The organism is Exiguobacterium sp. s193 (assembly GCF_018618755.1).
GTDB lineage: Bacteria > Bacillota > Bacilli > Exiguobacteriales > Exiguobacteriaceae > Exiguobacterium_A.
On record NZ_JACSMR010000001.1, the window covers coordinates 712092 to 736556 of the forward strand.

24 protein-coding genes are annotated in these 24465 nt (G+C 39.2%); 4 read left to right on the plus strand and 20 right to left on the minus strand.

The features are described from left to right. Positions 1–39 precede the first annotated feature (39 nt). Positions 40–1473: an ankyrin repeat domain-containing protein gene (locus tag KNQ04_RS03390; protein WP_214847301.1), complete on the minus strand. Its 1434-nt coding sequence runs from the start codon at positions 1471–1473 to the stop codon at positions 40–42. Between the two features lie 368 nt (positions 1474–1841). On the opposite strand from KNQ04_RS03390, the gene KNQ04_RS03395 reads away from it, so the two are divergent. Then, positions 1842–2036, plus strand: a complete 195-nt coding sequence (locus KNQ04_RS03395) for a hypothetical protein (protein ID WP_214847302.1) — start codon at positions 1842–1844, stop codon at positions 2034–2036. A gap of 59 nt (positions 2037–2095) precedes the next feature. Here the strand turns inward: KNQ04_RS03395 and KNQ04_RS03400 are convergent, their stop codons facing one another. The 3 genes from KNQ04_RS03400 to KNQ04_RS03410 all read right to left on the minus strand — a co-directional run bounded on the left by KNQ04_RS03400 (position 2096) and on the right by KNQ04_RS03410 (position 5548). Beyond that, positions 2096–2608, minus strand: a complete 513-nt coding sequence (locus KNQ04_RS03400) for a VanZ family protein (protein WP_214847303.1) — start codon at positions 2606–2608, stop codon at positions 2096–2098. Positions 2609–2727: 119 nt separating this feature from the next. Then, positions 2728–3747 (minus strand): Delta(5) desaturase DesA, encoded by a 1020-nt coding sequence (gene desA, locus KNQ04_RS03405; protein ID WP_214847304.1) that lies wholly within the window; start codon positions 3745–3747, stop codon positions 2728–2730. Positions 3748–4018: 271 nt separating this feature from the next. Further along, positions 4019–5548 (minus strand): FAD-dependent oxidoreductase, encoded by a 1530-nt coding sequence (locus KNQ04_RS03410; protein ID WP_214847305.1) that lies wholly within the window; start codon positions 5546–5548, stop codon positions 4019–4021. Between the two features lie 209 nt (positions 5549–5757). On the opposite strand from KNQ04_RS03410, the gene KNQ04_RS03415 reads away from it, so the two are divergent. After that, a complete protein-coding gene (locus KNQ04_RS03415; RefSeq protein ID WP_214847306.1) occupies positions 5758–6204 on the plus strand; it encodes a hypothetical protein in 447 nt (148 codons plus the stop codon). Between the two features lie 226 nt (positions 6205–6430). Here KNQ04_RS03415 and KNQ04_RS03420 read toward each other — a convergent pair whose 3' ends face one another. Further along, complete coding sequence (locus KNQ04_RS03420) at positions 6431–7885, minus strand: PPC domain-containing protein (RefSeq protein ID WP_214847308.1); 1455 nt, start codon at positions 7883–7885, stop codon at positions 6431–6433. Positions 7886–8325: 440 nt separating this feature from the next. Continuing rightward, positions 8326–9048: a hypothetical protein gene (locus tag KNQ04_RS03425; protein ID WP_214847310.1), complete on the minus strand. Its 723-nt coding sequence runs from the start codon at positions 9046–9048 to the stop codon at positions 8326–8328. A 333-nt stretch (positions 9049–9381) separates the two neighbouring features. Here KNQ04_RS03425 and KNQ04_RS03430 point away from each other — a divergent pair, with 333 nt between their 5' ends. Next, positions 9382–9816, plus strand: coding sequence for a sigma factor (locus tag KNQ04_RS03430; RefSeq protein WP_214847311.1), 435 nt, complete (start codon positions 9382–9384; stop codon positions 9814–9816). Then, complete coding sequence (locus KNQ04_RS03435; RefSeq protein ID WP_214847312.1) at positions 9813–10664, plus strand: tyrosine-type recombinase/integrase; 852 nt, start codon at positions 9813–9815, stop codon at positions 10662–10664. Before KNQ04_RS03430 ends, KNQ04_RS03435 begins: the two co-directional genes overlap by 4 nt. On the opposite strand, the gene KNQ04_RS03440 is transcribed toward KNQ04_RS03435, so the two are convergent. The 14 genes from KNQ04_RS03440 to rfbB form a co-directional block, all read right to left on the minus strand. Then, positions 10624–11451: a tyrosine-type recombinase/integrase gene (locus tag KNQ04_RS03440; protein WP_214847313.1), complete on the minus strand. Its 828-nt coding sequence runs from the start codon at positions 11449–11451 to the stop codon at positions 10624–10626. The two genes, KNQ04_RS03435 and KNQ04_RS03440, sit on opposite strands and share 41 nt — an antisense overlap. A gap of 120 nt (positions 11452–11571) precedes the next feature. Next, on the minus strand, positions 11572–12753 hold the full coding sequence (locus KNQ04_RS15820; protein ID WP_214847314.1) for a transglutaminase domain-containing protein: 1182 nt from the start codon (positions 12751–12753) through the stop codon (positions 11572–11574). A 223-nt stretch (positions 12754–12976) separates the two neighbouring features. Beyond that, a complete protein-coding gene (locus tag KNQ04_RS03450; protein ID WP_214847315.1) occupies positions 12977–14143 on the minus strand; it encodes a nucleotide sugar dehydrogenase in 1167 nt (388 codons plus the stop codon). A gap of 17 nt (positions 14144–14160) precedes the next feature. Continuing rightward, entirely contained in the window at positions 14161–15180 is a 1020-nt protein-coding gene (locus tag KNQ04_RS03455) for an NAD-dependent epimerase (protein ID WP_214847317.1), read from the minus strand. Positions 15181–15244: 64 nt separating this feature from the next. Further along, the gene (locus KNQ04_RS03460; protein WP_214847318.1) at positions 15245–16327 is read right to left on the minus strand and encodes a glycosyltransferase; all 1083 of its coding nucleotides are present in this window, start codon (positions 16325–16327) and stop codon (positions 15245–15247) included. Between the two features lie 4 nt (positions 16328–16331). Then, positions 16332–17522: a polysaccharide pyruvyl transferase family protein gene (locus KNQ04_RS03465; protein ID WP_214847319.1), complete on the minus strand. Its 1191-nt coding sequence runs from the start codon at positions 17520–17522 to the stop codon at positions 16332–16334. Continuing rightward, complete coding sequence (locus tag KNQ04_RS03470; RefSeq protein ID WP_214847320.1) at positions 17519–18409, minus strand: glycosyltransferase family 2 protein; 891 nt, start codon at positions 18407–18409, stop codon at positions 17519–17521. The genes KNQ04_RS03465 and KNQ04_RS03470 overlap by 4 nt, the downstream gene beginning before the upstream one ends. Further along, positions 18390–19652, minus strand: a complete 1263-nt coding sequence (locus KNQ04_RS03475) for an oligosaccharide flippase family protein (protein ID WP_214847321.1) — start codon at positions 19650–19652, stop codon at positions 18390–18392. Before KNQ04_RS03475 ends, KNQ04_RS03470 begins: the two co-directional genes overlap by 20 nt. After that, a complete protein-coding gene (locus tag KNQ04_RS03480) occupies positions 19636–20844 on the minus strand; it encodes an O-antigen polymerase (protein WP_214847322.1) in 1209 nt (402 codons plus the stop codon). The genes KNQ04_RS03475 and KNQ04_RS03480 overlap by 17 nt, the downstream gene beginning before the upstream one ends. 14 nt (positions 20845–20858) lie before the next feature. Beyond that, positions 20859–21413, minus strand: a complete 555-nt coding sequence (locus tag KNQ04_RS03485) for an acyltransferase (RefSeq protein ID WP_214847324.1) — start codon at positions 21411–21413, stop codon at positions 20859–20861. Continuing rightward, positions 21410–22501, minus strand: a complete 1092-nt coding sequence (locus KNQ04_RS03490; protein ID WP_214847326.1) for a DegT/DnrJ/EryC1/StrS family aminotransferase — start codon at positions 22499–22501, stop codon at positions 21410–21412. The genes KNQ04_RS03485 and KNQ04_RS03490 overlap by 4 nt, the downstream gene beginning before the upstream one ends. A 30-nt stretch (positions 22502–22531) precedes the next feature. After that, positions 22532–23068, minus strand: a complete 537-nt coding sequence (locus KNQ04_RS03495) for an acyltransferase (protein ID WP_214847328.1) — start codon at positions 23066–23068, stop codon at positions 22532–22534. After that, a complete protein-coding gene (locus tag KNQ04_RS03500; protein WP_214847330.1) occupies positions 23049–23462 on the minus strand; it encodes a sugar 3,4-ketoisomerase in 414 nt (137 codons plus the stop codon). The genes KNQ04_RS03495 and KNQ04_RS03500 overlap by 20 nt, the downstream gene beginning before the upstream one ends. Further along, complete coding sequence (gene rfbB / locus KNQ04_RS03505; RefSeq protein WP_214847332.1) at positions 23449–24465, minus strand: dTDP-glucose 4,6-dehydratase; 1017 nt, start codon at positions 24463–24465, stop codon at positions 23449–23451. The genes KNQ04_RS03500 and rfbB overlap by 14 nt, the downstream gene beginning before the upstream one ends.

Sequence of the window (24465 nt, forward strand, 5' to 3'; positions counted from 1 at the left end):
CAAAAAGACGCTTCCTCCTCGCGGGGAAAGCGTCTTTTTTCATAACGTCTGCGTCATATTCTGTTTTAGAAGCACAATGATATCATCGAGCTCGTATTCTTCCGCGAGCATCAACGGTGTATAGCCGTCATCATTTTTGATCGCCGGGTCCGCACCCTGTTCAAGCAACAGCTTGACAGTCTCCTTGCCTTCCCCTTCGACGGCATGGTGAAGCGGGGTATAGCCGTCATCATCTTGTTGGTCAATCTTCTCACCTTGTTTCAAGTAGAGGGCGACTAGTTCCTTGTTATTGCTGTAGACGGCTGTGATGAACGGCCGTTCGCCAAACTCGTTGACGGCGTCGAGGTCACTTCCTGCCGCAAGCAACGCTTCAAAAATCGTTTCAAGCCCTTTGCTCGACTTCCGGTATCCGAGATAATGGAGTGCCGTGTCTCCGTCCGCGTCGACCGCTTCCATGTCTCCGTCCGGCAAGAGTTGCTCGACTTCTTCGAGAGTTCCCTTTTGAATCGCCGCCATCAGCTTTGTCTCGCCTAAATCCTGTTCACTGGCCACTTCCTCGTCGATAAAGGTCGTCAGGTCTGACAAGAGTTGCGGGACTTGTCCGCCGACAAAAAGCAGGGCAGTGATCGCAACGAGACTGACGCTGCCGGCAAGACCTCCAAGCATCCAGCCGTTCCGTCTTGTTTGTCTAACGTCACGCGGGTACTTGCCGGTCGCGGCTAATCGACGTAAGATGCTCGGGCGTGTCCGGAACACGTTGCTGACTTCCGTCAAAAACGTCGCGGCGTGTTGTTTTTCCGTTATGTACTGTCCTTCATTGACTTGACTCGTCACGGTTGGACCAAGCGTCGAGTAGAAAATCCCCCGGACAGCGGCATCCTGACTTTCCATACACTGAATCGCCATCCGATCCGCTGTTTCTTCACAGGCACGTAAGTACGCAAAACGCAGGAACGGAATCCAGCTTCCCAGTAATAAGAGGACCCGCTTTTCGTTATGATTTTGTTTGATGTGCGCGAGCTCACGTAAAAGTAAAAAGTCATGTGCCTCGTCGTGCTTTTGATAAGACGCCGGGATTAATAAGAGATACGTCTGAAAAATCCACAACAGGCGTGGTGCTGTCAGTCGGGCATCGTCGATCAAAAATGTCGCCGGCATCCGCCATAAGCCGATTTGTTTCGCTTGACGGTGCACGCGGTGGTAAAGTTCCCCGAACTGCTCCTCGCTCAACCGGATTTGTTCGCTCCGCAGCACCCTCACCTTGATCGACTTACGGATCAGGAGCAGACTAATTACTAGAAGTGCTATACCAAGGACGATGAGACCGACGACTCCGAGGGCAAGCAACAGAACTGCAACGCCGCAGCCCGTGACGACGGACGACAGGAGGAGCAGCCAAAAATAAAGACGTTCCCGCTTTGAGGCGGGTGTTCCGCGTCGCGCCGGTTGGTTCGATTCATGTATGTCATGCATGGGTAAATGTTAGACCCCTTTCTTTTCGTTAACGGTTCCTACCTATCGTCTATCATACCGATAATTCCAAATAGATTCCAAGTAATTATTACATTTCCTTCTTCAACTCGTCATAATATATTCTAAATACATATTATTAATTTAATACAAAATAGAAACAAAATACCTAAAATATGATTAATTCTAATAAAATAAGGGGAAAATCATTTAATACATGATAGTTCAAAAGACTTTAATCAAAATAAGTGAATACTTTGCCTCACGAAACACACGTACATAACTAAGTAAAAAGACTCACCGTAGTGTTGTATTTTATTTTTGAAGCACCCTTTATCACATAAATATAGAGAGAAATGGGAGTGGATACCTTGGGAATACTTAATCTGTTCAATAAAGAATACACGATCCAGTACCAAGTCATCGATCAGGATACAGTCACCGAGACGGACCGGCTGACTATCCGCGCAAGTGATCATACAGCCGCACGTAAAAAAGCAGATCACCTGCTGCGGAAACAGTTCGGACGGACACAGTATAAAATCGAATGGGTTCAACGCTTTTAAGACCAACGAAAAATCCACCGTCTGCTCAACTTATTTTGAGAAGACGGTGGATTTTTTGGTTAGCTCGTCTGTCCATACTCTGTTTTGACAATCCGGTCGGCTTTTAACAACAGGCGGATTCCCGTGTAGAGGACGATTCCGACGAACGCCCCGCTCCCATCGATCACGACATCACCGACGAGCGGTGTCCGCCCCCCGGTCAACAGTTGATGGAATTCATCGAACACACCAACCGTCACTGCCATCGTCCATGCGAAAAAAGCAGCCGGCACGAGGCGATAACCGCGAATCCGTAAGACATGGACGAAACTCACACCAAGGATGAAAAACAGACTGGCATGCATCCCTTTACGGATAAAGAATTCAACGAAACCTGCTGGTCCGAGCGTCGCGACACTGATCGGCACCTCATAATGGAAGGAAACGAACGAAAAATGTCTGACCCACCCGAGCGGGACATGGTTCGTCAAAAACGGAATCAAGGACTGTTGTTCATACGTCATCGAACTAAACCCAAATAATGATAACAGGATGACGCCTCCTGTCACGTAAGCAAGCGATATCCGGCGCATTCTGGCATCTCTCCTTCTACTATCGGAATAGCTTACCACGAAAATCTGCCGGCGACATACACCTAAAGGTCGATTCGATTAAAAAACCTCCCATCCTTATCACAAGGCGGGAGGTCTTATTATGAAACGGACGCTTTCGGTTCGCGTACCAGATGTTTGATGTCGCGGAACGTGACGAACGTTTTATTGTTCGCATCATATAGTTTATAACGAAGCGACTTCAGACTTGAGAACAAGCCGATCGTCGTTGCTTTTTGTAAGGGTGGAGTCGCCGTGTGGGCTTTTTCAAGATGATAGTTCGGTACACGCGGGCTTAAGTGATGGACGTGATGGAAGCCGATGTTCCCTGTCACCCACTGTAAGACCTTCGGCAATTCGTAATACGAACTTCCTTCGATCGCGGCCTTGACGTAATCCCATTCGCTTTCATCTTCGAAGTACGAGTCCTCGAACGTATGCTGGACGTAGAACAACCAGATCCCGAGCACACCGGCCGTGAACATCGTTGTCCCTTGGATGATCAGGAAGGCTTGCCAACCGACGATGTAAATCATGATCGCATACAAGACGACAAGTGACGCATTGATGACGTGTGTGTTAATACGTTCTTTTTTCCGCGCGTCTTTCCGGTTGAAGCGGCTGACGACGAGAATCAACAACAATGGTCCGAGACCGAACATGACGAGCGGGTTCCGGTAGAGACGATACTTCAACCGGGTCCATTTCGATGCTTCGACATACTCTTCGATCGTCATGACCCAGATGTCACCGACTCCTCGTTTATCGAGGTTACCGCTCGACGCATGGTGAATCGAGTGCTCGCGTTTCCATTTTTCGTATGGGAACAGCGTCAAGATTCCTGTGACCGTCCCGACGATGGCATTTGCCTTCTTATTTTTAAAGAACGAACCATGCGTACAGTCATGGAAGATGATGAACGTCCGGACGACGAATCCAGCTGCGATGATTGCAAGCGGAACCGCGAGCCATACTGAAATCTTAAGTGCTTGGTAGGCTAGGAACCAAGCGACGAGCAACGGCAGGATCGTGTTGATCATCTGCCTGACGCTCGCTTTAATGTCTGCCTTTTCAAACGGCGAGACATGTTTACGGAGCTGGGCGATTTTTTCTTTACTCATGTGTTGCTTCCTCCTCGAATTCGGTTACAGCGTTCACGACGCTAATTGGATAATGTGCTTGAATGAAACCAGGAAACGGCGTTCGTGACGGTGAATTCGTAACATCCACATGATAGTCGACCCGACCGATATAGTTAAACGCTTGAATATTTTTTATACCAGGTAATTATAGCACATGTCAGAAACAATGAAATCACAATTCTAAAAATGCCCTCAAAAATATCATGCGATAGAAAAAAACTCACGACGCATCGTGAGTTTCAGATAGTAATCAATATTTCTTTAATGCCTTCACGGCCGGTCCTTCGAGGACGTTTCCTTCATAATCGAACCGCGATCCATGACACGGACAATCCCACGACCGTTCCCCGTCATTCCATTTGACGTCGCAGCCGAGGTGCGTACAAGTCGTCTTGACGAGATGGAGTTCACCTGCTTCGTCACGGTATCCGCCAACCGTCTTCCCGTCATAGCGGACGAGTCCCCCTTCGTCAGGAATGAGCGCCTCAGCGTCTTTGTCGGACCTTGCGACTTTGCCTTTGACGAGTTCAAGCGCGACGTCCAGATTGTTTTTGACGAACTGTTTCGCATCCTGCTTGCTCAGCTTCGACCGGTTCGGATCGAACAAGGACCGGTAGCGGTTTGACTTCCCGGTCAATAGATCGGCTAAGAGCCGTCCTGCAGCAATCCCGTTCGTCATCCCCCACTTGGCGAATCCTGTTGCGACAAACAGGTTCGAATCGTCACTCATCATTTGACCGACATACGGGACTTTATCGAGCGAAATCAAATCTTGCGCCGACCAGAACTGTTCGATTGCTTCAACCCCGAACTCGTTTTCCGCAAACTGCGCCAATGCCTGATAATTAGCTTTCGTATGAGTCTCGTGTCCCGACAAATGATTTTCACCACCGAAGAAACCGAGTGTTCGCCCATCGGCCGTCTTTGCATGCCGGAGGGAGCGGCTCGGTTGATCGGCACTCATGAACATGCCGTCCGGGAACGTGGCATCGACGAAGCCGGAGACGATGTACGATCGGTGGACTTCGAGTTTCGAAAAATAGAGTCCTTTTAAATCATTGAACGGGAAATGCGAAGCGACGATGATTTTTTGCCCTTCTATTTTACGTCCGTTCTCAACAACGACAGTCGGTGTTCTTTTTGTCTCGACTGACACAGCCCGTGTCCGTTCGTATAGCTTACCGCCGTTTGCTGTGAAGTACCGGGCGAGTCCTTGTAAGTACTTGACGGGATGGAACTGGGCTTGACCACGTAAAACGACTGCTTTTTCAACCGGATAGGGCAACTTCGCTTGCACTTCCGCCGTCGCCTCTCCCCCGTCCATTCCGAGTCGGGCATAGGCTTCAATTTCTTGTTCGAGTTGGCTGACCTTTTCTTTTGAGGACGCGACGTACAGGTACGCATCCTGCGTCTCAAGCTCGCAGTCGATTCCGAGTCGTTCGATTTGCTCGCGTAAAAACTCAATCGCCTCTTCATTCGCTTGAAAATAGAGACGCGCTTTCTCCTGGCCGATTGTCTGAATCAATTCATCATAAATCATTCCGTGCTGCGAGGAGACTTTGGCCGTCGTATACCCGGTCGTCCCGCTCGCAATTTGGTCTGCTTCAATCAAGGTCACGTCATAGCCGTGATCAATCAATTGGACGGCAGCAACAAGCCCTGCAATCCCGCCGCCGATGATGACGATGTCACTCGTCATGTCCGCCTCAAGGGACGGATAGGTCGTCGCTTCGCTCGACGTCCGCCAGTAAGATGTCGGAAAACCTGTGAGTTTCTTCATTAAAAATCGCCTCCGTGTAAGTGATTTTTCAGTTCGACATGGTTACCTTTTACCCGTGTTTCGAGATTCCCACCCCCGCCTCCAGATTTTTTACGTTTACCGCCAATTCAAAGGAACTAATTTACTTTTTTAAATGATAATTGTAAATAAAAGGTTTTTAAATGCTTATACTAAAAGGACTACTTCATTTTGGATGGGAGGAGCAGGAGATGGAGATTCGACAAAAACTACTTGGACCGTTCAAACGCCTGTCGGTCGCAACGAAACTGACGGAGCAACAGCTCGCACAGGCTTTGACAGACGAGATTTCCGAACTGGAGCACATCACCGTCATGATTTCCGGCGACACGATCGAGGTCTCAGGTATCATTCCGTTGACGAAGTTCGGGGCACCGCGGGATCGTAGCGTCAAGATTTCACTCAAGCCGTTAGATATAACGCAGTCACAGCTGACCTTTCACGTCATCCATGTCTTTCCGATTGATTCTGAATCCTTTAATGAAACGTATTTGATTCGTCTGCCCTACTTGATGTACAGCGACCGATATTTGACGGTCGATTTGCGGTACCATCCATTCTTTCACCACTCAAAGTATCGTGGCGTGCGGCAGATGAAGCTTGAGGCAGGACAAGTACTCGTCTACTTAACGACCTGACAGCAGAAAAGGGGAGATTTCCAATGAAATTCGATGAAATTAAGCTCATTAAACGGCGTGGCTATATTTTTAAGCGTTGGTTTATACGATTGCGTATTGAAATCGTCCACTAAAATAGCAAACGTGTTTTATAGTGATGTATTCAAAAAAATACAAACAGGTCAGAATTCTCCTGCTTAAAGAGAACTCTGACCTGTTTATTTCTTACGCTTTAAGTATTTTCAACTCACTTCATTTGATTCAAAAGCTTATACTTATTCTTTACTTCTGAAGGCACGTTTATAAATGTTACTTCTTTTATCTTGACCAGCCGCCCGTCGGATAAAGTGAAGAAGGTTTTGCCTTTTTTAATGACTTTATACTCTTTGTTTTTGTTTTCAGGTGTACCTGATTTGATGATTTTCCCGCCTTTTTCACGGTAAAACTGAGTTTTTGTCAGTTTCGTCTTCATTTTTCCAAGCATGTTAGGGGCATAGTAGAATTTCCCCCAATACGGGTGGGCGATGCTGCTGACGTTATACGCTATCACTGGATTCAAATAACCGATTTCTTTAGACAGCTGAATTGTATAAGCATCTTTCGCTGCAATCACAGCAGCTTTTGAAATTTCAGTCCACTTATTCGAAACCGCTATTTTCCCACTACTACTACCATTTATTTTTAAACTCACTTTAGTAGATGCCGTGCTTTTTAATTTAACTTTTGTAGTAATGTAAAGCTTCTCTTTAGGTTTGATGGTATACGTATCTTGATCCGTATGAGTGTTTTCTTCAAGTAATGTTCCTTCGTATGCTTTGCCAAACGAATAATTATCTCCATTAATCTCGGAATAAGCGACTGGAGAATGCGTGATTTTAAAACGATAAGGTACTTCGTAATCTAATTCTGTCTCTTCATGTTGAATACATACTATATACGTTCCTTTCTTCAGATATTCAACAAATTGAACACCCATTTTTCCATCGTTGGCTCCTTTTGTTCGAATTTCGCTCCAGATGTTTTTCCCCGACGTATTCCACAAACTAAACTTAAGTTGATTGTCCGGCATAACTGCGCTGTCTAATTGAACCCGTCCGTCTTTATTAATCTCAAAACGGTAAAAATCTCTGTCAAAACTTTCATCATCGTATTCAATAAATGCACTAGAAAGGGTATCTGCCATTAAACTGGCCTGATAAATGTTATTCAATTCGATTGGATTGGCTGAAGATTTTGAGTTGTTTACTTCTCCTTCATATAAACCGTCACTATTTAACGACAGCATCAACTCATACTTATCTTCCGGGAAGATATTATCGAGATTTACTTGCATAAAATAGGTTCCCTTTTTTAAGTAGGCATGGATACTATTATTACTTAACTCAGGATCTACTGAAGTAAAATTCGCATATACTTGATCATCTTTATCGATGATGGAAATATCCACATCAGAGAATTCATTAAGAGGCATCGAATCTATTTTTATCGTTACCTTTCCTGCCTTGGTGACATTCAATTGATAAAAATCCGCGTCATCGTTTTTATCATAATCTAAACGTTCAGACTCTACTTTTACTGATTTTGATCCGTCCAAGATGACGACTTCCGCGTCCTCAATCTCCTCTTGACCACTGTTTGCATTAACGTTCAAACCACTGCACCAAATAACAATAAAACTAAATAATAATACTACCTTTTTCATTTATTCACTTCTCCCCTTTAGTTTTACGTTCCTCAGACATTATATCTTTTCTAAATAAGCAAAATACTTTAAATAACATTTAAAGGGAAATTTGTTTTTGAAAATTTATTCATTAACTTTATTTAGTACCTTTAAAATTTATGACGCATTCGCCTTTTACAGCACTTCTAGTAAAAATATCTTGGCGGCTTTTCAGATTAAATACAACACCTGGTAGAAAAATCTGACTAAAGGAGTCTATATGTATTTCAAAATTTACTGCGATTCATATGTGTACCTCATCTTATAGTGATGAACCCTTTTTTCTGATTGAACGTATCGCGCTCCACAAGCATCTAAACAACTATTAACCCTCTTCCACATACAAAAAATCCCCCCAAACACTTTTCCAACGAAAAGGTCTAGAAGGACTTCTCCTACGGTTCATTCCACTTTAATCCTCACTCACCCATCGGCATATACGTCACGGTACACACCTTCCCATTGTCTTCCGTGTCGACGAACAGATTAATCAGAATAGCGACACGCTCATTCTCCATGAAGGCGACCGGTTCACGGATATTTTTTCGGTAAAAACCAATCCCGTCCCCATATTCATCAATCCGGTCGATGTTCATGATTGTCCCGCTGACAATAACGGTATCAATTTTCCGATCGAACTTCAGGACCGGGCATGCCGGGAACAATTCATCATTGATCGCGACCATCGGAATCGGTATACGCCGTCCCTTCGTATCAAGCAGCCGTTCGAGCAGCGGTCGCTCATAATCCGTCCACTCCTCGACATGCTCACGGTCGACCGAAATCGTGTTATCTCCTTTGGTGTACTGGACGACGACGTGGTCGAAAAACATGTAGGTATACTCAATCGAACGCGCATGGTGAACGAGCGCCGATTTTCCGACTGCTCCAATATGGATGCCATGTTCACTCAACCACTGAAGCAGGTACGCTTTTTCGTATAACATTTTGTCGAAGATCAGGCTCACCAACTGCAGGTCATCGTCTTGCAGGAAACATTGAATCGACACTTCTTCTACCGGAAACGTATGGAGCTGTTCCCCGACGTAGACCGTTTCGTAGTCTGGTACGATACAGAATTCAAAGAAATTTTCTTCTTCCCGTAGTCGTTTCTCAAGTTGTCGCTTCTCGAATGCGTCCATCTTCACCACTCCCTCGTTTAAACGACGGCTGACTGTCTAGTCCTTTTCCCTATTTCTACCTCGAAATCCTCTACCGATCCATGAAGAAAAAACGTTCCGAACACCCCCGAGGATAAGTAGAGTTATCCTGAGGCGACTGGCGACAAGACTAGGTTTTTCCTCGGTCAATCGCCGCTATTTAGCAGATGGGCGGGACGAACGGCTTTTGAAAGCTCAGAAAACCGTTGGCATGATTCAAAAAAGACGATTTGAAAAGAGAGGATAACTCTACTTATACTAAAACTACCGCGGAATACCCTTCGATATGCATATCCGACAGATTGGACCTTCCTCATGAATGAAGCCTTACACCACTGGCTCCCTCTCATCAATTCACTCCTGCACCGTCTCTCGATCCACCCGAACGAACACGACGAATGTCGGCAAGCAGCGTTACTGCGCCTCTGGAAATCAATCGAATCCGGCAAGGAGTTATCAATCACGTTCGTCCGCATCAGGGCACGCGGGGCGATGCTCGACTATCTCGCGAAACGGACCCGGACGCTGACGAGCGAGGTCGCCGTCGAGGCCTTGCCGGAACTTCCCCGTCAGCAAACCGTCTCCTTCCCTTACTTGCTGAACGAACTCGAACACGCCCTCTCCCCGAGAGACTTCCAGTTCCTCGAGGCGATGATCGCCGGGACGGAACAGACACTCGGCTACTCCGACGCCCGGTTGCGTTCCTTGAAGTCGGACTTGAAGCGGAAAGTCGAAGGCATTCTCCTATGATGACGTTTTACCTTGAACGCTTACTTGCCTTGATCGAGCATTCCCCGACCTATAGCCGCCTGACGAAAAAAGCCTATCGTTCGGACGTCCGCCATTTGTGCCGCCATGCGACCGCGCTTGACGTCCCGTCACTCCGGCGCTACATCTCGCTGTTGCATAAGAGCTATGCCCCGACGACCGTCGCCCGGCGAATCCATGCCTTAGCGACCTTGTTCGATGCCCTCGTCGCCGAACGGTCGCTTGAGAAAAATCCCCTCCAACAGATTAAAAAACCGGCTCGACCAATCGCAAAACAACGGACGGCCTTTAGCTACCCGGACGCCCGCCGTGTCATCGAGACGCTGACGGACGAGACGACGTATGCGTTTTACTTTTTATTGCTCCATACGGGACTCCGGTTCAATGAAGCGCACCAATTGATCTGCGATGATCTTGATTTTACGGAGCGGCAACTGTTCGTCCGCCACGGCAAAGGCGAAAAGTCACGCTTCGTCCCGCTCGGTGACGAACTGATTGATGTCCTGTTTCGGTACATCGAGACCGAACGTCCCGAAGGAGAATATTTATTCGTGACCGGTCAAGGACGACGCCTGAGTCCCGATACGACGCGGAAACAGTTGCGCCAGGCAAGCGACGTTGTGCTCGGCCGGACGTTACGTCCGCACGACCTGCGGGTGACGTTCGCGACGACGCTCTACCGGGAACATCAGACCGACTTGCTGACCGTCATGCGGCTGCTTGGTCACAGTGACGCAAAGACGACCCAACAGTACATCTTGCCGTCGGCCGAAGTCGCCCGTTCGTCGGTCAACCGCCTGACGCCGACAAGGCATCGACGACTTGTCTGAGTTTCGTCTCCTGGCTCAAGATATAGCCTTCCGTCGTCTCCGACCGGGCATGTCCGAGCAGACGCTGAATCTCGAGTAACTTACAGCCTGCCGTCTGGTATAGGTAGGTCGCGTAGCCGACACGTAAATCATGCGGACGGAGCATCCGTCCCGACTGGTCGAGTGACTGGTTCCGTAATGCTTCCCGCGCCCCTTGTTCATGGATTGCCTTGCCACGGACGGAACGAAAGACATGCCCCGTCATCCGATCTCCGATAAACGCCTTTAACTTTTCGGCTAAACGGCTCCCGAGCGGAACGGTCCGCAAACGGCGTCCTTTGCCGTGGCGGACGAGTAACGTCGCCGTCGTAAACTGAATGTCCTCGATCGACAACAAACGGGCCTCCATGAAGCGGAGGCCCGTTTGGCTGATGAGTTCGAAAAAGAGACGGTACGTCGGATGCTTGATTTGCCGGATGATAGCGATTGCTTCGAGTAACGGATAATCGTCCCGTTGCCGGACGTCTTGATGGACAATCGGCCGGACGTGATGCATCGGATTATGACGCAGGCGTCGTGCACGGACGAGTTCATTGCCGAGGGCGACGCACGCATGATAGCGCCGCAGTGCCGTCGCCGGTTTATACTGTTCGATAACGTGGTCAAAATACGTTTGGAGGGACTTGACCGACCACTCGCCACACGCTTTCTTCAGCTGTCGCAGATCACTGCGGTAGGCTTTGATCGTCAGTGCTGAATACGTCGCGTGTGTACGGAGATACTGCTCGAGATAGTCGAAATGGGTCATGGTTAGTCCTCCTCTAGTTGTAGTAGTAGAAGAATTCCCTGTTTCCGTGCTTTGAAGCATCTATCTGTTGATAACTTTTCCAGTTAGAAACAACATGAAGAGTATCAACCATGTAACCATTCAATAATCCACCTTCGCCGTCTGCGGATACTTCTTCGCATTCCAGCTATGGTCTTCCCGTAACGTATCGTCCGAGACGAGCAGATAATCTTCCTGAACTTCATCCGGACGGTTCGGGACGGGATCGTTCCACGTCGTATCGAGGTGATACCAGTTCCCTTTCAGCTTGACGAGGTTCCACGCATGTAACCCGCCACCTGCTTTGCCTGAGATATACCGGACCTCGACATCCGCTGCTTGCAGCAGCAGATACGCCGTCAGCGCATAGCCTTCACAGACGCCCTCGCGGTTGAACAGGATCGAGTAAGGGGTGTACGGACTTTCTTTACTCTTGAGCTTATATGCCGTATGGCGGACGATGTAGTCATTGATGTAGCGGACTTTTTTATAGTCGGACCAGTTCTTCGGGATTTTCTTGACGATTTGCTTGACCTTCTTCTCGACACGGTCGGTCTGGTCTTGTGACAAGGTGTAGTCAAGTGTCATCGTGTACATGACATAGGAACCGTAATCCATCCCTTTTCCGTCGCTGTCTTTATAGAGCCGCATCAAGTACGGTTCGTTGCGTTGCAGCCATTCCCAGGCCTGTTCCCCGACTTCCGTAAATCGGCTTGGATCACCCGTATACTGGATTTGGAACTCGCTTTCATGCCGGCTCATGTAATAGGCGAAGGCCTGTCCCATCTCCTTGCTCGTCGTGATCCGGGATGGTAAGGCATAGGTCTTCGCTTGCGGTGTCAGCCCGACAGCGGACTTCGGGATGGACATACGCGGCGTGGCGTCCGCTTCTTCGCTGCCGCCTAACCACTGACTGACAGCTGACAAATCCACTTGAAACGAGGTCTTTTGATATTGCTCAAGCACCATGATTCCTTGAAACAGACTCACGAGCATAAAGACGCCAGCAATCAATCCGACGAGCCCGAGCTCAAACAGTGATGTAATCCGTGCCCATACCCCCTTAATCAACCGATTGAGTTCCCGGTCAATCAAATCATCAATACGGGTTTGGTTGACGGAAAACGTGCGGCCGACAGAAAAGGAAACGGCAGTATAGACGGGTTTTAATACTTCGAATTGTTGACCCGGATGATGTGCCCAGTGTGCCAGTTCGTGGCGGACTCCCCGGAGCTCCTGTTTCAGAAGCTGCCGGATGGTCCTGCGGAGACGGAACGAGCGCACGCATAAAAACGTGAGGTACAAAATAATGATGAACAACACAAGAAAGAGTATAAAATTGAACAGACGAATCACCTCTACAGAAAATATGTAAATAATATCCTGTTATTAAGTGTAATCGAAATTCGGTCATTTACCCTCTTTTTTTAATTTTTATATTTGAACTAGTCTTTTATAACTTCATAAAAAATACTCCTCCCTTTTTTAAAGGAAGAAGTACCTGCAATTAATCGCGGCTGTATAAATCGCGCGTGTAGACTTTCTCTTCAACATCGCTCAGTTCCGAGTGCATCCGGTTCGAAAGAATGACATCTGATTCCTGCTTAAACGCTTCAAGATCACGAATAACGCGTGAGTTATAGAACGTATCTTCTGTCAAGACGGGTTCAAAGACCGTTACTTCAATCCCCTTCGCCTTGATTCGTTTCATAATCCCTTGAATCGATGAGGCACGGAAGTTATCTGAGTCCGTTTTCATCGTCAGACGATAAACACCGACGACTTTCGGATTTTGTTTGATGATCGTATCCGCAATATAGTCTTTCCGTGTCCGGTTCGCTTCAACGATTGCCCCGATGATGTTGTTCGGTACTTCATCATAGTTCGCGAGTAACTGCTTCGTATCTTTCGGTAAGCAGTAACCACCATAACCGAATGATGGGTTGTTATAATGATTGCCGATTCGACTATCGAGTCCGACACCTTCGATGATTTGTTTTGTATCTAGGCTACGTACTTCAGCATATGTATCAAGTTCATTAAAGAAGGCAACCCGCATCGCGAGGTACGTATTCGAGAACAATTTAATTGCTTCAGCTTCTGTAGAATCCGTTAAAAGAATCGGCACATCCTTTTTAATCGCCCCTGCAAGCAAAAGATCCGCGAATTGTTGTGCACGTTCTGATTGCTCGCCGACGACGATACGCGATGGATAGAGATTGTCATGCAGTGCCTGCCCTTCACGAAGGAACTCCGGTGAGAAGATAATGTTCGGCGTATCGAACTTCTCTTTTAACTCTTGTGTATAACCGACTGGCACCGTCGATTTGATGACCATCGTCGCATCCGGATTAATGGCAAGGACTGTCGCGATGACACTTTCGACGGTCCGTGTATTAAAGTAGTTACGCGTTGGATCATAATCCGTTGGAGTCGCAATGATGACGAATTCCGCATCCTTGTACGCTTCAAAATTATCAGTTGTCGCATGCAGGTTCAATTCTTTATTTTGTAAAAAATTCTCGATTTCTGCGTCCACGATTGGTGATTTTCGATCATTGACGAGCTCGACACGTTCTTTAATGATGTCAATCGATGTGACTTCATTGTGTTGTGCGAGTAAGACGGCCATTGAAAGACCGACATATCCTGTTCCTGCTACTGTGATTTTCATTCTATCGCTCTCCTTCCTTATAATTTTACGTTGTAATATTCTTTATACCAATCAACGAACTTCCCAAGACCGTCTTCAATACTTGTGCTTGGTTTAAAGTCAATGTCACGCTCGAGTTCCGAGACATCTGCGTAAGTGCGAAGAACATCACCTGGCTGCATCTCCATGTACTGTTTGTTCGCTTCTTTACCGATTTTTTCTTCCAACACATTAATGAACTTCATTAATGGGACAGGACTATTATTTCCAATATTATAGACACGGTAAGGAGCAAAACTTGCACCCAGTTCGTCGACACTTTCATCCCAATTCGGATTCTTTTCTGGTGCACGTGAAATGAGTTTGACGATTCCTTCTACAATGTCATCGATGTAGGTGAAGTCACGCTCCATTTTCCCATGATTAAAGACTTTGATTTGATTTCCTTCAATGATGTCCTTCGTAAACGAGAAGTAAGCCATGTCCGGACGTCCCCATGGACCATAGACGGTAAAGAACCGTAATCCAGTTGTCGGAATATTATAAAGATGACTGTATGTATGTGCCATCAATTCATTCGATTTTTTAGTTGCAGCATAAAGGCTGACTGGATGGTCGACGTTATGATTAGTCGAGAATGGTGCGACCTTGTTCCCACCATATACAGAACTCGATGAGGCATACAGCAAATGATCGACTGGATAATTCCGACAAGCTTCTAAGATATTAAGGAATCCCGTTAGATTTGAATCTAAATAGGCATAAGGATTCTCAATAGAGTACCGGACGCCTGCTTGGGCTGCTAAATTAATGACAACTGCCGGTCGATGTTCTTCAAAAATTTTATTAATACGTTCTCGATCTGTTAAATCACATTCAACAAACGTAAAATGACTGTTATCACTTAGCTGAGCCAGCCGGTCTTTTTTTAAAGTTAAATCGTAGTATGTATTTAGATTGTCCAGACCTATTACACTATAACCATGATTCGTTAACTGATTCGATAAATGCACACCAATAAAACCAGCAGCACCTGTGACTAAAATATTTAATTTCATCAAAATATGATCTCCTTGTAAGCATATCGACATTTTAAAAAATCAATTCAAAAAAATTATCCAATCAATTGAAATACTTGTAATTAAAAACTTCATTATACTTTTCTAATACATTTTTTATATCATATCCATCAAGGAAAGACCGAACTTCTTTATCATTCCAATTATTATCTTCTTCTATTTTTTGTTCTACTTTAACAAAAAAATCTTTCCAATCATTTTTTTTAACGACTATTCCATATGGACTATCATTTAGAATCTCTTCTGGACCGTACTTACAATTAAAGCTTACTACTGGTGTTTTACAACAAATTGATTCAAGAATCACCATTGAAAAAGATTCAAAAAGACTAGTAACAACTAATACTTTAGACTTTTTTATTAAAGGGTACGGATTAGGTGTCCAATCTAAGATTTTAATTTTTTTTTCAAGATTTCTATCTTCTATTTGTTTTTTAAGTTTTTCTTTCTCTGGACCTTTACCTAAGATATACATATTATAGTTAGCATCGATAGGAAAATTTTGAATTAACAAATCAAATTGTTTTACCTTCTCTAGACGCCCCACTGCAATGACATAAGGCGTTCCTTCAATAATCTTAGTCGTTTGTTTTGATTTATCTTCAATTTCTTGAATGTTTATAGGATTATAGATTAACTTTACTATTTTTTCATTCTTATCATCTTTTAAAATATTTAAAATTTCATCCTTCACTCCATTTGAAACAGCAACAATTCTAGAGGAATTTAGATACATGATTTTATAAAGTACTTTCAAAAAAAAATTCCCGTTAATATTATTACTCGGAACACTGTGCTCATGAATTACTATTTTATGCTTTGATCCCAATAACTTGACTATTACATTTACCAAACTAGCTTTAAATAAGTAAGAATGTACCACTATTTTTTTCTTGCGTATAATTTTTGATAGTTTATATGAAGAGTAGATTAAACTAATTATTTTATATTTTTTAAATCGTTTTGGTTCCAGGCTAATTATCCTTACATTAGACGGTATTTTTAAATCTACTTCATTTTTTAATAAAAACAGTGTAATTTTATAATTAAAAGGTATTTGATGTAGTAATGTAATCAATACTCTTTCTGCACCGTTACCTCTTAAAGAGTTAATTAAGAAAAACATGTCTTCACTCCAAATTTGAAAGAATTACTTCAATATTTTTTTTATGATGGATTACTAAGTCTTCTTTTATCTTTTCAAATTTTGAATCTGAAGATTCAAAATCAAAAATTGTTCTTACAATATCATTTGCTGAAAAGTCCTTTTTAATATTAAAAGATCTATCACTCAAGCCACATAGTTCATAAAATCCTTTAACTTTTTCATCCCATATTATTGAAGAAATAGGTTTTTTTAATAACAAACCTAAAATAGAAGCATGCAATCTTGTGTTAAGCATTGTATCTAACCCATTAATAAATACAAGCAAATCACTTAAATCTTTAGGTACAAACAACTTTATATCATTATGATTTAATTTGATTTTTTTTATAATTTCTAAATCTGAATCTTCACCTGTTGTAAATAAATGTATTTCAGATTCCCTTTCAGAATTAAGTATGATTTGAATACATTCTAATACTATTTTCTCATATTCTTTTTTAAATTTTTCATTTCTTCCAATACCGTGATTTGAGAACGTCATTAGATTAATTCCGATTTTTAATAATTTTTTATTTTTCAAATCTTTTTTTGTATCAGATAAAATATGATCTATATTATATCTCAATGCATTATCCGGAATAATTTGAGAATAGATATTAAATTCTCTATAAATTATTTCGACTGATTTAGGATCTCTCATATACAATTGATCTGTTTGAAGCAAAAATTTATTAATAAATTTTTTAGAAAGCCACGAAAATTTATTACCTGAACTACACCCTACAACAGAAATTTTTTTTGAAAACTTTTTAGACATTATGCTTAAAACATATAATGCTGCTGGGAAAGTCATAGCGTTGTCTTGTAATAAAGCACCACCACCAACTATGATCAAATCACTTTTTCTAAACTCACTTTTAACTAAATTTCTATTTTTATAATAAAAAGAGAATGTTTTCAGCATATTAAACAAAGAATAGACTTTATAATTTTTTTTTATGACTTTCTTCAAAATAATTTTCCCAATATTACTTTTTTGGGGTTGGATAGAAGGTGTATCTGTTTTTTTTTGTCCTGAAGAAAATGATAATTCACTTATTTTAATCTTATCATTAGAAGTAGACAAACTATGCTTCAATCCTTCAAATATAGCTTTATCACCTATATTTTCACTATTCATTTCACCTATAATCAATACATTTTTTTCTTTCATTTTATACCTCTTTTTTTTAATCTTTCTCTCGAATTAGATTTTTGAGAAAAGTACTTTTTATAAAAATAATATATTATGTTTTTCAAAAAACTTTTAATTAATATATTCATTGAACTTATTTTATTTGTACTTATACTGTAAGCATATTTTTGAACGTTCAATGTATACAAAATTTGTTTTTTTATTCCAACAGAAGTGAACATACTGTTAGTAATATTATTATCATGAATTCTATAGTAAGAATTTACTTTATTACAATAAGTAATAGGCGAAGTTTTAGAAATTTTAAGCCAAGTTATCCATTCACCTCTGTTTATATATTTTTCTTCAAATCCTCCTAAATCTTTTATTACTCTAGAATTAATTAATATACCTGTCGAAACAATAAAATTCCATTTCGAAAGTTTCAAAAAGACCTTTTTTGAATCTAGTGTATTTATATTGTTTAAGCTCTTTTTTTTCCTAATATACTCTTCTGTTATAGATTCGTTCACTAAATATTTTGCATTAACAAAAGCAAGACCAATGTCTTTTTTTAATGACTCTATGTGATCAACTAAAACTCTCAAATGTTCTTTTTTAACTATATCATCCTGGCCTAATACCATAATATACTTACCGTCAGAAAGTTCTATACCTTTATTTAAAGCCTTCATTAGTCCTTTATTGCTTTGATTGTACATTACAATTTTTTTAGAAGGATTTTCTTGTATAAAATTCTCAATTATACTTAAAGAATCATCGATCGACCCATCATTCACTAAAATTATTTCTAAGTTTTTATAATCAATATTAATAATTGATTGTAAAGTTTTTCTCAGATAATCGCTTCCATTATAAATAGGTACTATAGCACTTATCAGGGGATCATTTTTTTTCAAATTCATTATTTATCCTCCACTTTATTAATTGTTTACTAGCAATAATATTAGTAATGATTCCTCCTATGATCATTGCCAAAGACGATGCTATAGCTGCACCTATCACGCCCCAAAACAAAATAAATAAAAAATTCAACAAGATGTTTAAAGTTGCACAAAAAAATGATAGATAAATAACAATTTTTCTTTTATTCATTACTTGAAGTAGCGGAAATAAAATCATATTTAGAGCAGATCCGACTAACATCGAACTCAAAATAGTCATAATTAAATACGAATCTTTAAATTCTTGACCATATAATACATTAACTATAAATTTTCCAAAGCATAAAAATAAAACTATTATTAAAAATGAACTTCCAAGTAATATTTTTTTGCTTGATTTTATATTTTTAGATAATAAAATGTAATCATTATCAATATAATTTTTTCTTATTTCTGGAAATATTGCTTGAGACACAAGTCCGTATATTAGTAAAAACATAGTAATGATTTTAAGAGCTGCAGAATATTGTCCCAAATCATGATTATTAGTAAATTTACTTAAAATAATTGTACTTGCGTAATCATTTCCAATAATAGATAGAGTGGTTATGAAGAAGGGAATTCCTGATAAATAAATATTTTTTAACTCAAGGAAATTTAATCTAAATTTTAATTTAGATGAATTTTTAATGATAAATAAACTTGTTAAAACCACTATTATCGAAATAATGGTAAATCCTAATTGTAAATAATAATAATTAAAGAACCATATTGCACACGTTATAGTTATGAGAAGTTTTCCAAATCCAGATAAAAAATTAACTAGATATAATGCGTTTGTGTTATTTTCAACTCTAAATACACCTTGAATTAACTTTTCTTTAATGTTTCTCATGATTGCTATTTCTATTAAAACTAATAGAAATAGCAAAACATCTAGATCTTGATTATACTTAACATAAAATATTCCTAATAACGAAGCACCTATAACATATGTAAACATTAATGAACTAAACGTATTAGAAATTTTAGATGACTTACTGGAAATTTCCATAAGAAATGCTTGTCCAGTTCCTAAAGTAACAGCATGAGCAATAATAGAACAAACAACAGTATAAAGGCTTAACTTTCCTAAAAAGCCTGGTCCGTAAATTCTGGCCACAATTAAACCACTGATAAAAAGAAAAATTATGTTAATCATCCCTGAATTCACATAATGAAATACTTTTTTGAAAAGACTATTATTACTAATCAATTTCAACATTTTTGTTACCTTCAATTTCTTTTTGTTTTGAATTAATTAACGTTACAAATATAATTAGATATAGAATAAAAATAAACTTTGAATATATATAACCACCTTTAAATTCAGAGAATGCAAGTAACATTGTAAGCATTAAAAGACTAAATGACTGCTTTTTATTGATATATAGACAGTAAATTACTGCTATGGCTACCGGTAAATAAAATAGTAACGTTCCTAATACACCATATTGATAAAGTGTTTGGATTATTCCAGCATCAGATTGAATACCATTTGTAATCCAAGGTTCTTTATTATTTCCTATAAAAAATGTATGAATGTCATTTGGAATAGAGTATGTATTAACTAATTCTTCTGTACTATTAGTAGTGATACCGGATCCATTTTTATAGCTGTAATAAAATTCAAATGTTCTAAGCAATGTAATTTTAAACATTTCTGGGTTAACTAACTCAAAAATACTTTTTATCAAGAAAACAGAAAATACTGTAAGTAAAACGTAAGAAAACAACTTCTTTATTTTTATTTTTTTTACACTCTCTTTTTTATTTATAAACATCAATATAATAATGCCTATAAATGAAACAATCATTCCTGTTCTACTCGTAAAAATTGTCGCAAAAAAACTAAACATAGCTAGTAACAGGTACTTTTCTCCTTTTATCACATTTAGTTTTAAACCTATCAATATAAAAATAGAAGATACACCCATAAATAATCCTGCACTTGCGTATCCTGGAAACAAGCCTTTTGCTCTGTAATCAACTGTTCTAGTAGTATAAAAAAACTCATGTACTGTTCTAATTAAATCTTTAAAAAATGGAATGTTTAAATACTCTAGATAAATTATTAATATATTTATACAAATAAATACACAGGAGTACCTCCACAAAGTCTTAATTGGAGTAGAGTCTAATATTATAAGAGTAATTACTAAATATAGTACTACTCTTATTAGTGCAAAAAATGCATAACGTTCCTCTAAAACAATAGTATTTATCCCTGATATAACAACTAATATAAATAGAGGAAACATCATATAAAAATGTATCGATTTTATTTTTATTTTTTCAAATAATATTAAATAAACAACTACAAGTATGCCTAAAAACAATTCAATATCTACTCCATAAATTTTAGGAACAATCATAGAGATAAACATAAACATGCCTATTAAAAGTAATTTTATCAATTTAAATTCTCCGTTCAAGAATCATATACAGAACCTATAATTCTCATTGGATTACCGGAAACAATAGAACCTTTAGGTACATTTTTCGTAACAACGGTTCTCGCACCTATTACAGAGTCTTGTTCTATCGTTACTCCTTTTAAAATAATTGCTTCAGTTCCAATCCAAACATTATCATGAATGAATACTGGTTTTGTAATTGGATTATTTCTCTTAGTAGGATTTACACCATGAAAGTCTGAATCATATATGATTACTCTAGGTCCTAAAAGACAGTTTTCCCCTATTTCTATATTGCTAATTGCTATAATCTCTGATCCATTACCTATAGTAGAATTTCCACCTATAACTATCTTCGATTCTATATTACGTGCTTGAAGCAATATCTCTCTTTTAACACTACTGGCTAAATAATATCCAAGGCTACTAGATTTACCTAAATAGATTAATCCCTTTCCGTTGACTCTAGTTTTACAGTGAATTCTATAAGAAGATTTTTTTTTCACTTTTTTAATTGTAGCTAATTCAAAGCTTACTTTTAAAAAGACTTTTTTTATTAAATCTATCATTTTTCATACCTATTTATCACATTAACAATTTTGGAAACTTCTAATTCTGATAAATTAGGATTTAGAGGAATACTTACTATTTTCTTGTGAATTTTCTCGGTTATTTTATACTCTTCTTTATTTAATTCTTCATACGCTAATTGTTTATGTGGCGGAATTGGATAGTGAATCATTGTTTCAATTTTATTTTCCAGTAAATATTTTTGGAAATCATCTCTGTTTTCCACCATTAAAACAAATAAATGCCAAACGTGTTCTTTTTCTATTTTATTGATAGGAACAATAATGTCTGCATTTTTTATTTCTTTTAAATAATAAGAAGCAATTTCTTGTCTTTTTTGATTTTCTAAATCTAATCCCCGTAATTTTATACGCAAAAATGCAGCTTGCATCTCATCTAAACGACTGTTAAATCCTTTTAGCTTATTTTCGTATTTTTTTGAAGATCCATAATTTCTTAGCATTTTTATTTTTTCAAATAGTTCAGCATCATTAGTAGTTACAGCTCCTCCATCCCCAAGTGCCCCCAAGTTTTTACCAGGATAAAAACTGAAGCCCGCAGCATCTCCAAGCGATCCTACTTTCTGATTATTAAACATCGCTCCATGTGCTTGTGCTCCATCTTCAATCACTTTGATTTTATTATTTTTAGCGATTTTATTTATTATGTCCATATTCGCAACTTTTCCATATAAGTGAACAACTAGTATTGCTTTCGTTCTTTCTGTTATTTTTTCTTCTATTTTTTCTTCGTCAATATTATAAGTAAGTAATGATGGTTCAACCAAAATTGGTTTCGCACCATTTTGAGATATTGCTAAAATAGATGCTATATAAGTATTAGCTGGAACAATTACTTCATCTCCCGGACCAATATCATACGCTCTTAAAATTAAAGATAATGCCTCCAATCCATTCGCGACGCCTACACAATACTTGGTACCACAATATTGTGCGAACTCTTTTTCAAATTCAAGTAATTCATTTCCCATTATGTACCAACCACTATCCAGCACACTTTCAAATGTTTTAAGTAGCTCTTCTTTATACTTTTCATTTGTTACCTTTAAATCTAAAAATTTAATCATGTCTAATTTATTCCTACCTTTAAATAGATTTTATAAAAAATCGTAAAATTTATTACATTCTTTGCAATAGTTCTCTTGATTTAGTTTATTTCCGCAGTTGCATATATAACCCTTAAAAGTGCTTGGATTACCATACCAAAGTGTGTTGGGAGGAATATCTTTAGTAACAACGGATCCTGCTCCAATCATTGAATATTCTCCAATTTTGTTTCCTGCAATTACAGTTGAATTAGCTCCTATAGAAGCACCTTTGGAAACGATTGTTTTTAAGAACTCTGTAGGATACTGTTTTGATCTAGGTGAAATATCGTTTGTAAATGTAACGTTCGGTCCAATAAAAACCTGATCTCCTAACTCTACTCCATCCCAAATATATACTCCTGATTTAACCGTAACATTATTTCCTATGATTACATCATTCTCTACAAAAGTATGATCACATATATTGCATCCTTCTCCAATTTTCGCCCCTTCTAAAATATGAGAAAAAGCCCATATTCTAGTATCCTTCCCTATGCTTTCACTTTCAACAATAGCATTTGGATGTTTATAAAATTTTTGATTCAATACTTTTCAACTCCTTTAAAAATTCTTCATAATTTCGAATATAGTCTGATTCATTATAAACATCATCAGCTAATACCATAAGAATACAATCATCTGTGAAGTTTAACATTTCGTGCCAGATCATTCTATCAATCAATATTCCATTTTGATTATCATTCAATAAAATTTCAGATTTAGTTTGTCCATCGTCTAGTATTAAAGAACATTCACCTTGTATACAAAAAATAATTTGTTTTAATTTTTTGTGAGCATGAAATCCTCTTGGTAAATCTGTTTTTAATTTTTTTAGTAAATATACACGTTTCATTTCAAAACTAAGCATATTATTTTCAATCGATATTAATTCTCCACGACTATCTGATACCTTATTAAACTTATAGTCAGTTAATTTCATTTCTATTACTACTCTCCTTATGGTATTTATTTAAATACCAGTCTATAGTTTTTTTAATACCAGTTTCAAAAGTCTCATCCGGTTTCCAATCTAAATTATTTATAAGTTTACTAGCATCAATAGCATATCTAAAATCGTGACCTTTTCTATCAGTAACATTTGTGATTAATTGTTTATAATCTATTGAATCATTCAAAATTTCATTTAAATATGTACATATAGTATATGCAACTTCTAAATTAGTTTTTTCATTACTTCCACCAATTAGATACGTTTCTCCCAAAACACCATTATGGAATATTAGGTCAATAGCTTTACAATGATCTTCTACATAAAGCCAGTCTCTAACGTTTTTACCATCTCCATAAATAGGAATCATCTCTTGTGCAATTGCTTTTCTAATAATTGTAGGAATTAGTTTTTCATCATGTTGATTAGGTCCATAATTATTTGAACAATTACTTGTGATAACATTCATGTTGTAAGTACTGTGATAGCTTCTTACAAAAAAGTCTGAACTCGCTTTACTTGCGCTGTAAGGGCTATTAGGTGCATAAGGGGTTTGTTCTGTAAAATAACCCTCACTCTCAAGAGTTCCATAAACCTCATCCGTCGAAATATGATAAAAAATAGAATCTCCATCTATAAACGAATTTTTCTTTCTACACGCTTCCAATAAATTTATTGTCCCGATAACATTCGTTTCAGCAAAAATCAGAGGATTATTTATTGAGTTATCTACGTGAGATTCGGCAGCAAAATGAATAACGTGTTTTATATCGTAATTCGAAAAAATCTTTTCAATTTCTTCTGACTTTCTAATATCAACTTTTTCAAAAATATAATTTTCTTTGTATAATTCAGATTTTATTGCTGAGCTATTAGCAGCATACGTACAAGCATCTATATTAACAATAATATAATCACTATATTTTTTTAATAACATCTCAATAAAATTTGATCCAATAAAACCTAATCCACCTGTAACTAATACATGTTTCAT

What these genes read in the sequence shown, in the direction of transcription:
- KNQ04_RS03390 (WP_214847301.1), bottom strand. Translation starts at nt 1,473, where the DNA reads ATGCATGACATACATGAATCGAACCAACCGGCGCGACGCGGAACACCC.
- KNQ04_RS03400 (WP_214847303.1), bottom strand. Translation starts at nt 2,608, where the DNA reads ATGCGCCGGATATCGCTTGCTTACGTGACAGGAGGCGTCATCCTGTTA.
- desA (WP_214847304.1), bottom strand. Translation starts at nt 3,747, where the DNA reads ATGAGTAAAGAAAAAATCGCCCAGCTCCGTAAACATGTCTCGCCGTTT.
- KNQ04_RS03410 (WP_214847305.1), bottom strand. Translation starts at nt 5,548, where the DNA reads ATGAAGAAACTCACAGGTTTTCCGACATCTTACTGGCGGACGTCGAGC.
- KNQ04_RS03415 (WP_214847306.1), top strand. Translation starts at nt 5,758, where the DNA reads ATGGAGATTCGACAAAAACTACTTGGACCGTTCAAACGCCTGTCGGTC.
- KNQ04_RS03420 (WP_214847308.1), bottom strand. Translation starts at nt 7,885, where the DNA reads ATGAAAAAGGTAGTATTATTATTTAGTTTTATTGTTATTTGGTGCAGT.
- KNQ04_RS03425 (WP_214847310.1), bottom strand. Translation starts at nt 9,048, where the DNA reads ATGGACGCATTCGAGAAGCGACAACTTGAGAAACGACTACGGGAAGAA.
- KNQ04_RS03430 (WP_214847311.1), top strand. Translation starts at nt 9,382, where the DNA reads ATGAATGAAGCCTTACACCACTGGCTCCCTCTCATCAATTCACTCCTG.
- KNQ04_RS03435 (WP_214847312.1), top strand. Translation starts at nt 9,813, where the DNA reads ATGATGACGTTTTACCTTGAACGCTTACTTGCCTTGATCGAGCATTCC.
- KNQ04_RS03440 (WP_214847313.1), bottom strand. Translation starts at nt 11,451, where the DNA reads ATGACCCATTTCGACTATCTCGAGCAGTATCTCCGTACACACGCGACG.
- KNQ04_RS03450 (WP_214847315.1), bottom strand. Translation starts at nt 14,143, where the DNA reads ATGAAAATCACAGTAGCAGGAACAGGATATGTCGGTCTTTCAATGGCC.
- KNQ04_RS03455 (WP_214847317.1), bottom strand. Translation starts at nt 15,180, where the DNA reads ATGAAATTAAATATTTTAGTCACAGGTGCTGCTGGTTTTATTGGTGTG.
- KNQ04_RS03460 (WP_214847318.1), bottom strand. Translation starts at nt 16,327, where the DNA reads ATGTTTTTCTTAATTAACTCTTTAAGAGGTAACGGTGCAGAAAGAGTA.
- KNQ04_RS03465 (WP_214847319.1), bottom strand. Translation starts at nt 17,522, where the DNA reads ATGAAAGAAAAAAATGTATTGATTATAGGTGAAATGAATAGTGAAAAT.
- KNQ04_RS03470 (WP_214847320.1), bottom strand. Translation starts at nt 18,409, where the DNA reads ATGAATTTGAAAAAAAATGATCCCCTGATAAGTGCTATAGTACCTATT.
- KNQ04_RS03475 (WP_214847321.1), bottom strand. Translation starts at nt 19,652, where the DNA reads ATGTTGAAATTGATTAGTAATAATAGTCTTTTCAAAAAAGTATTTCAT.
- KNQ04_RS03485 (WP_214847324.1), bottom strand. Translation starts at nt 21,413, where the DNA reads ATGATAGATTTAATAAAAAAAGTCTTTTTAAAAGTAAGCTTTGAATTA.
- KNQ04_RS03490 (WP_214847326.1), bottom strand. Translation starts at nt 22,501, where the DNA reads ATGATTAAATTTTTAGATTTAAAGGTAACAAATGAAAAGTATAAAGAA.
- KNQ04_RS03500 (WP_214847330.1), bottom strand. Translation starts at nt 23,462, where the DNA reads ATGAAATTAACTGACTATAAGTTTAATAAGGTATCAGATAGTCGTGGA.
- rfbB (WP_214847332.1), bottom strand. Translation starts at nt 24,465, where the DNA reads ATGAAACATGTATTAGTTACAGGTGGATTAGGTTTTATTGGATCAAAT.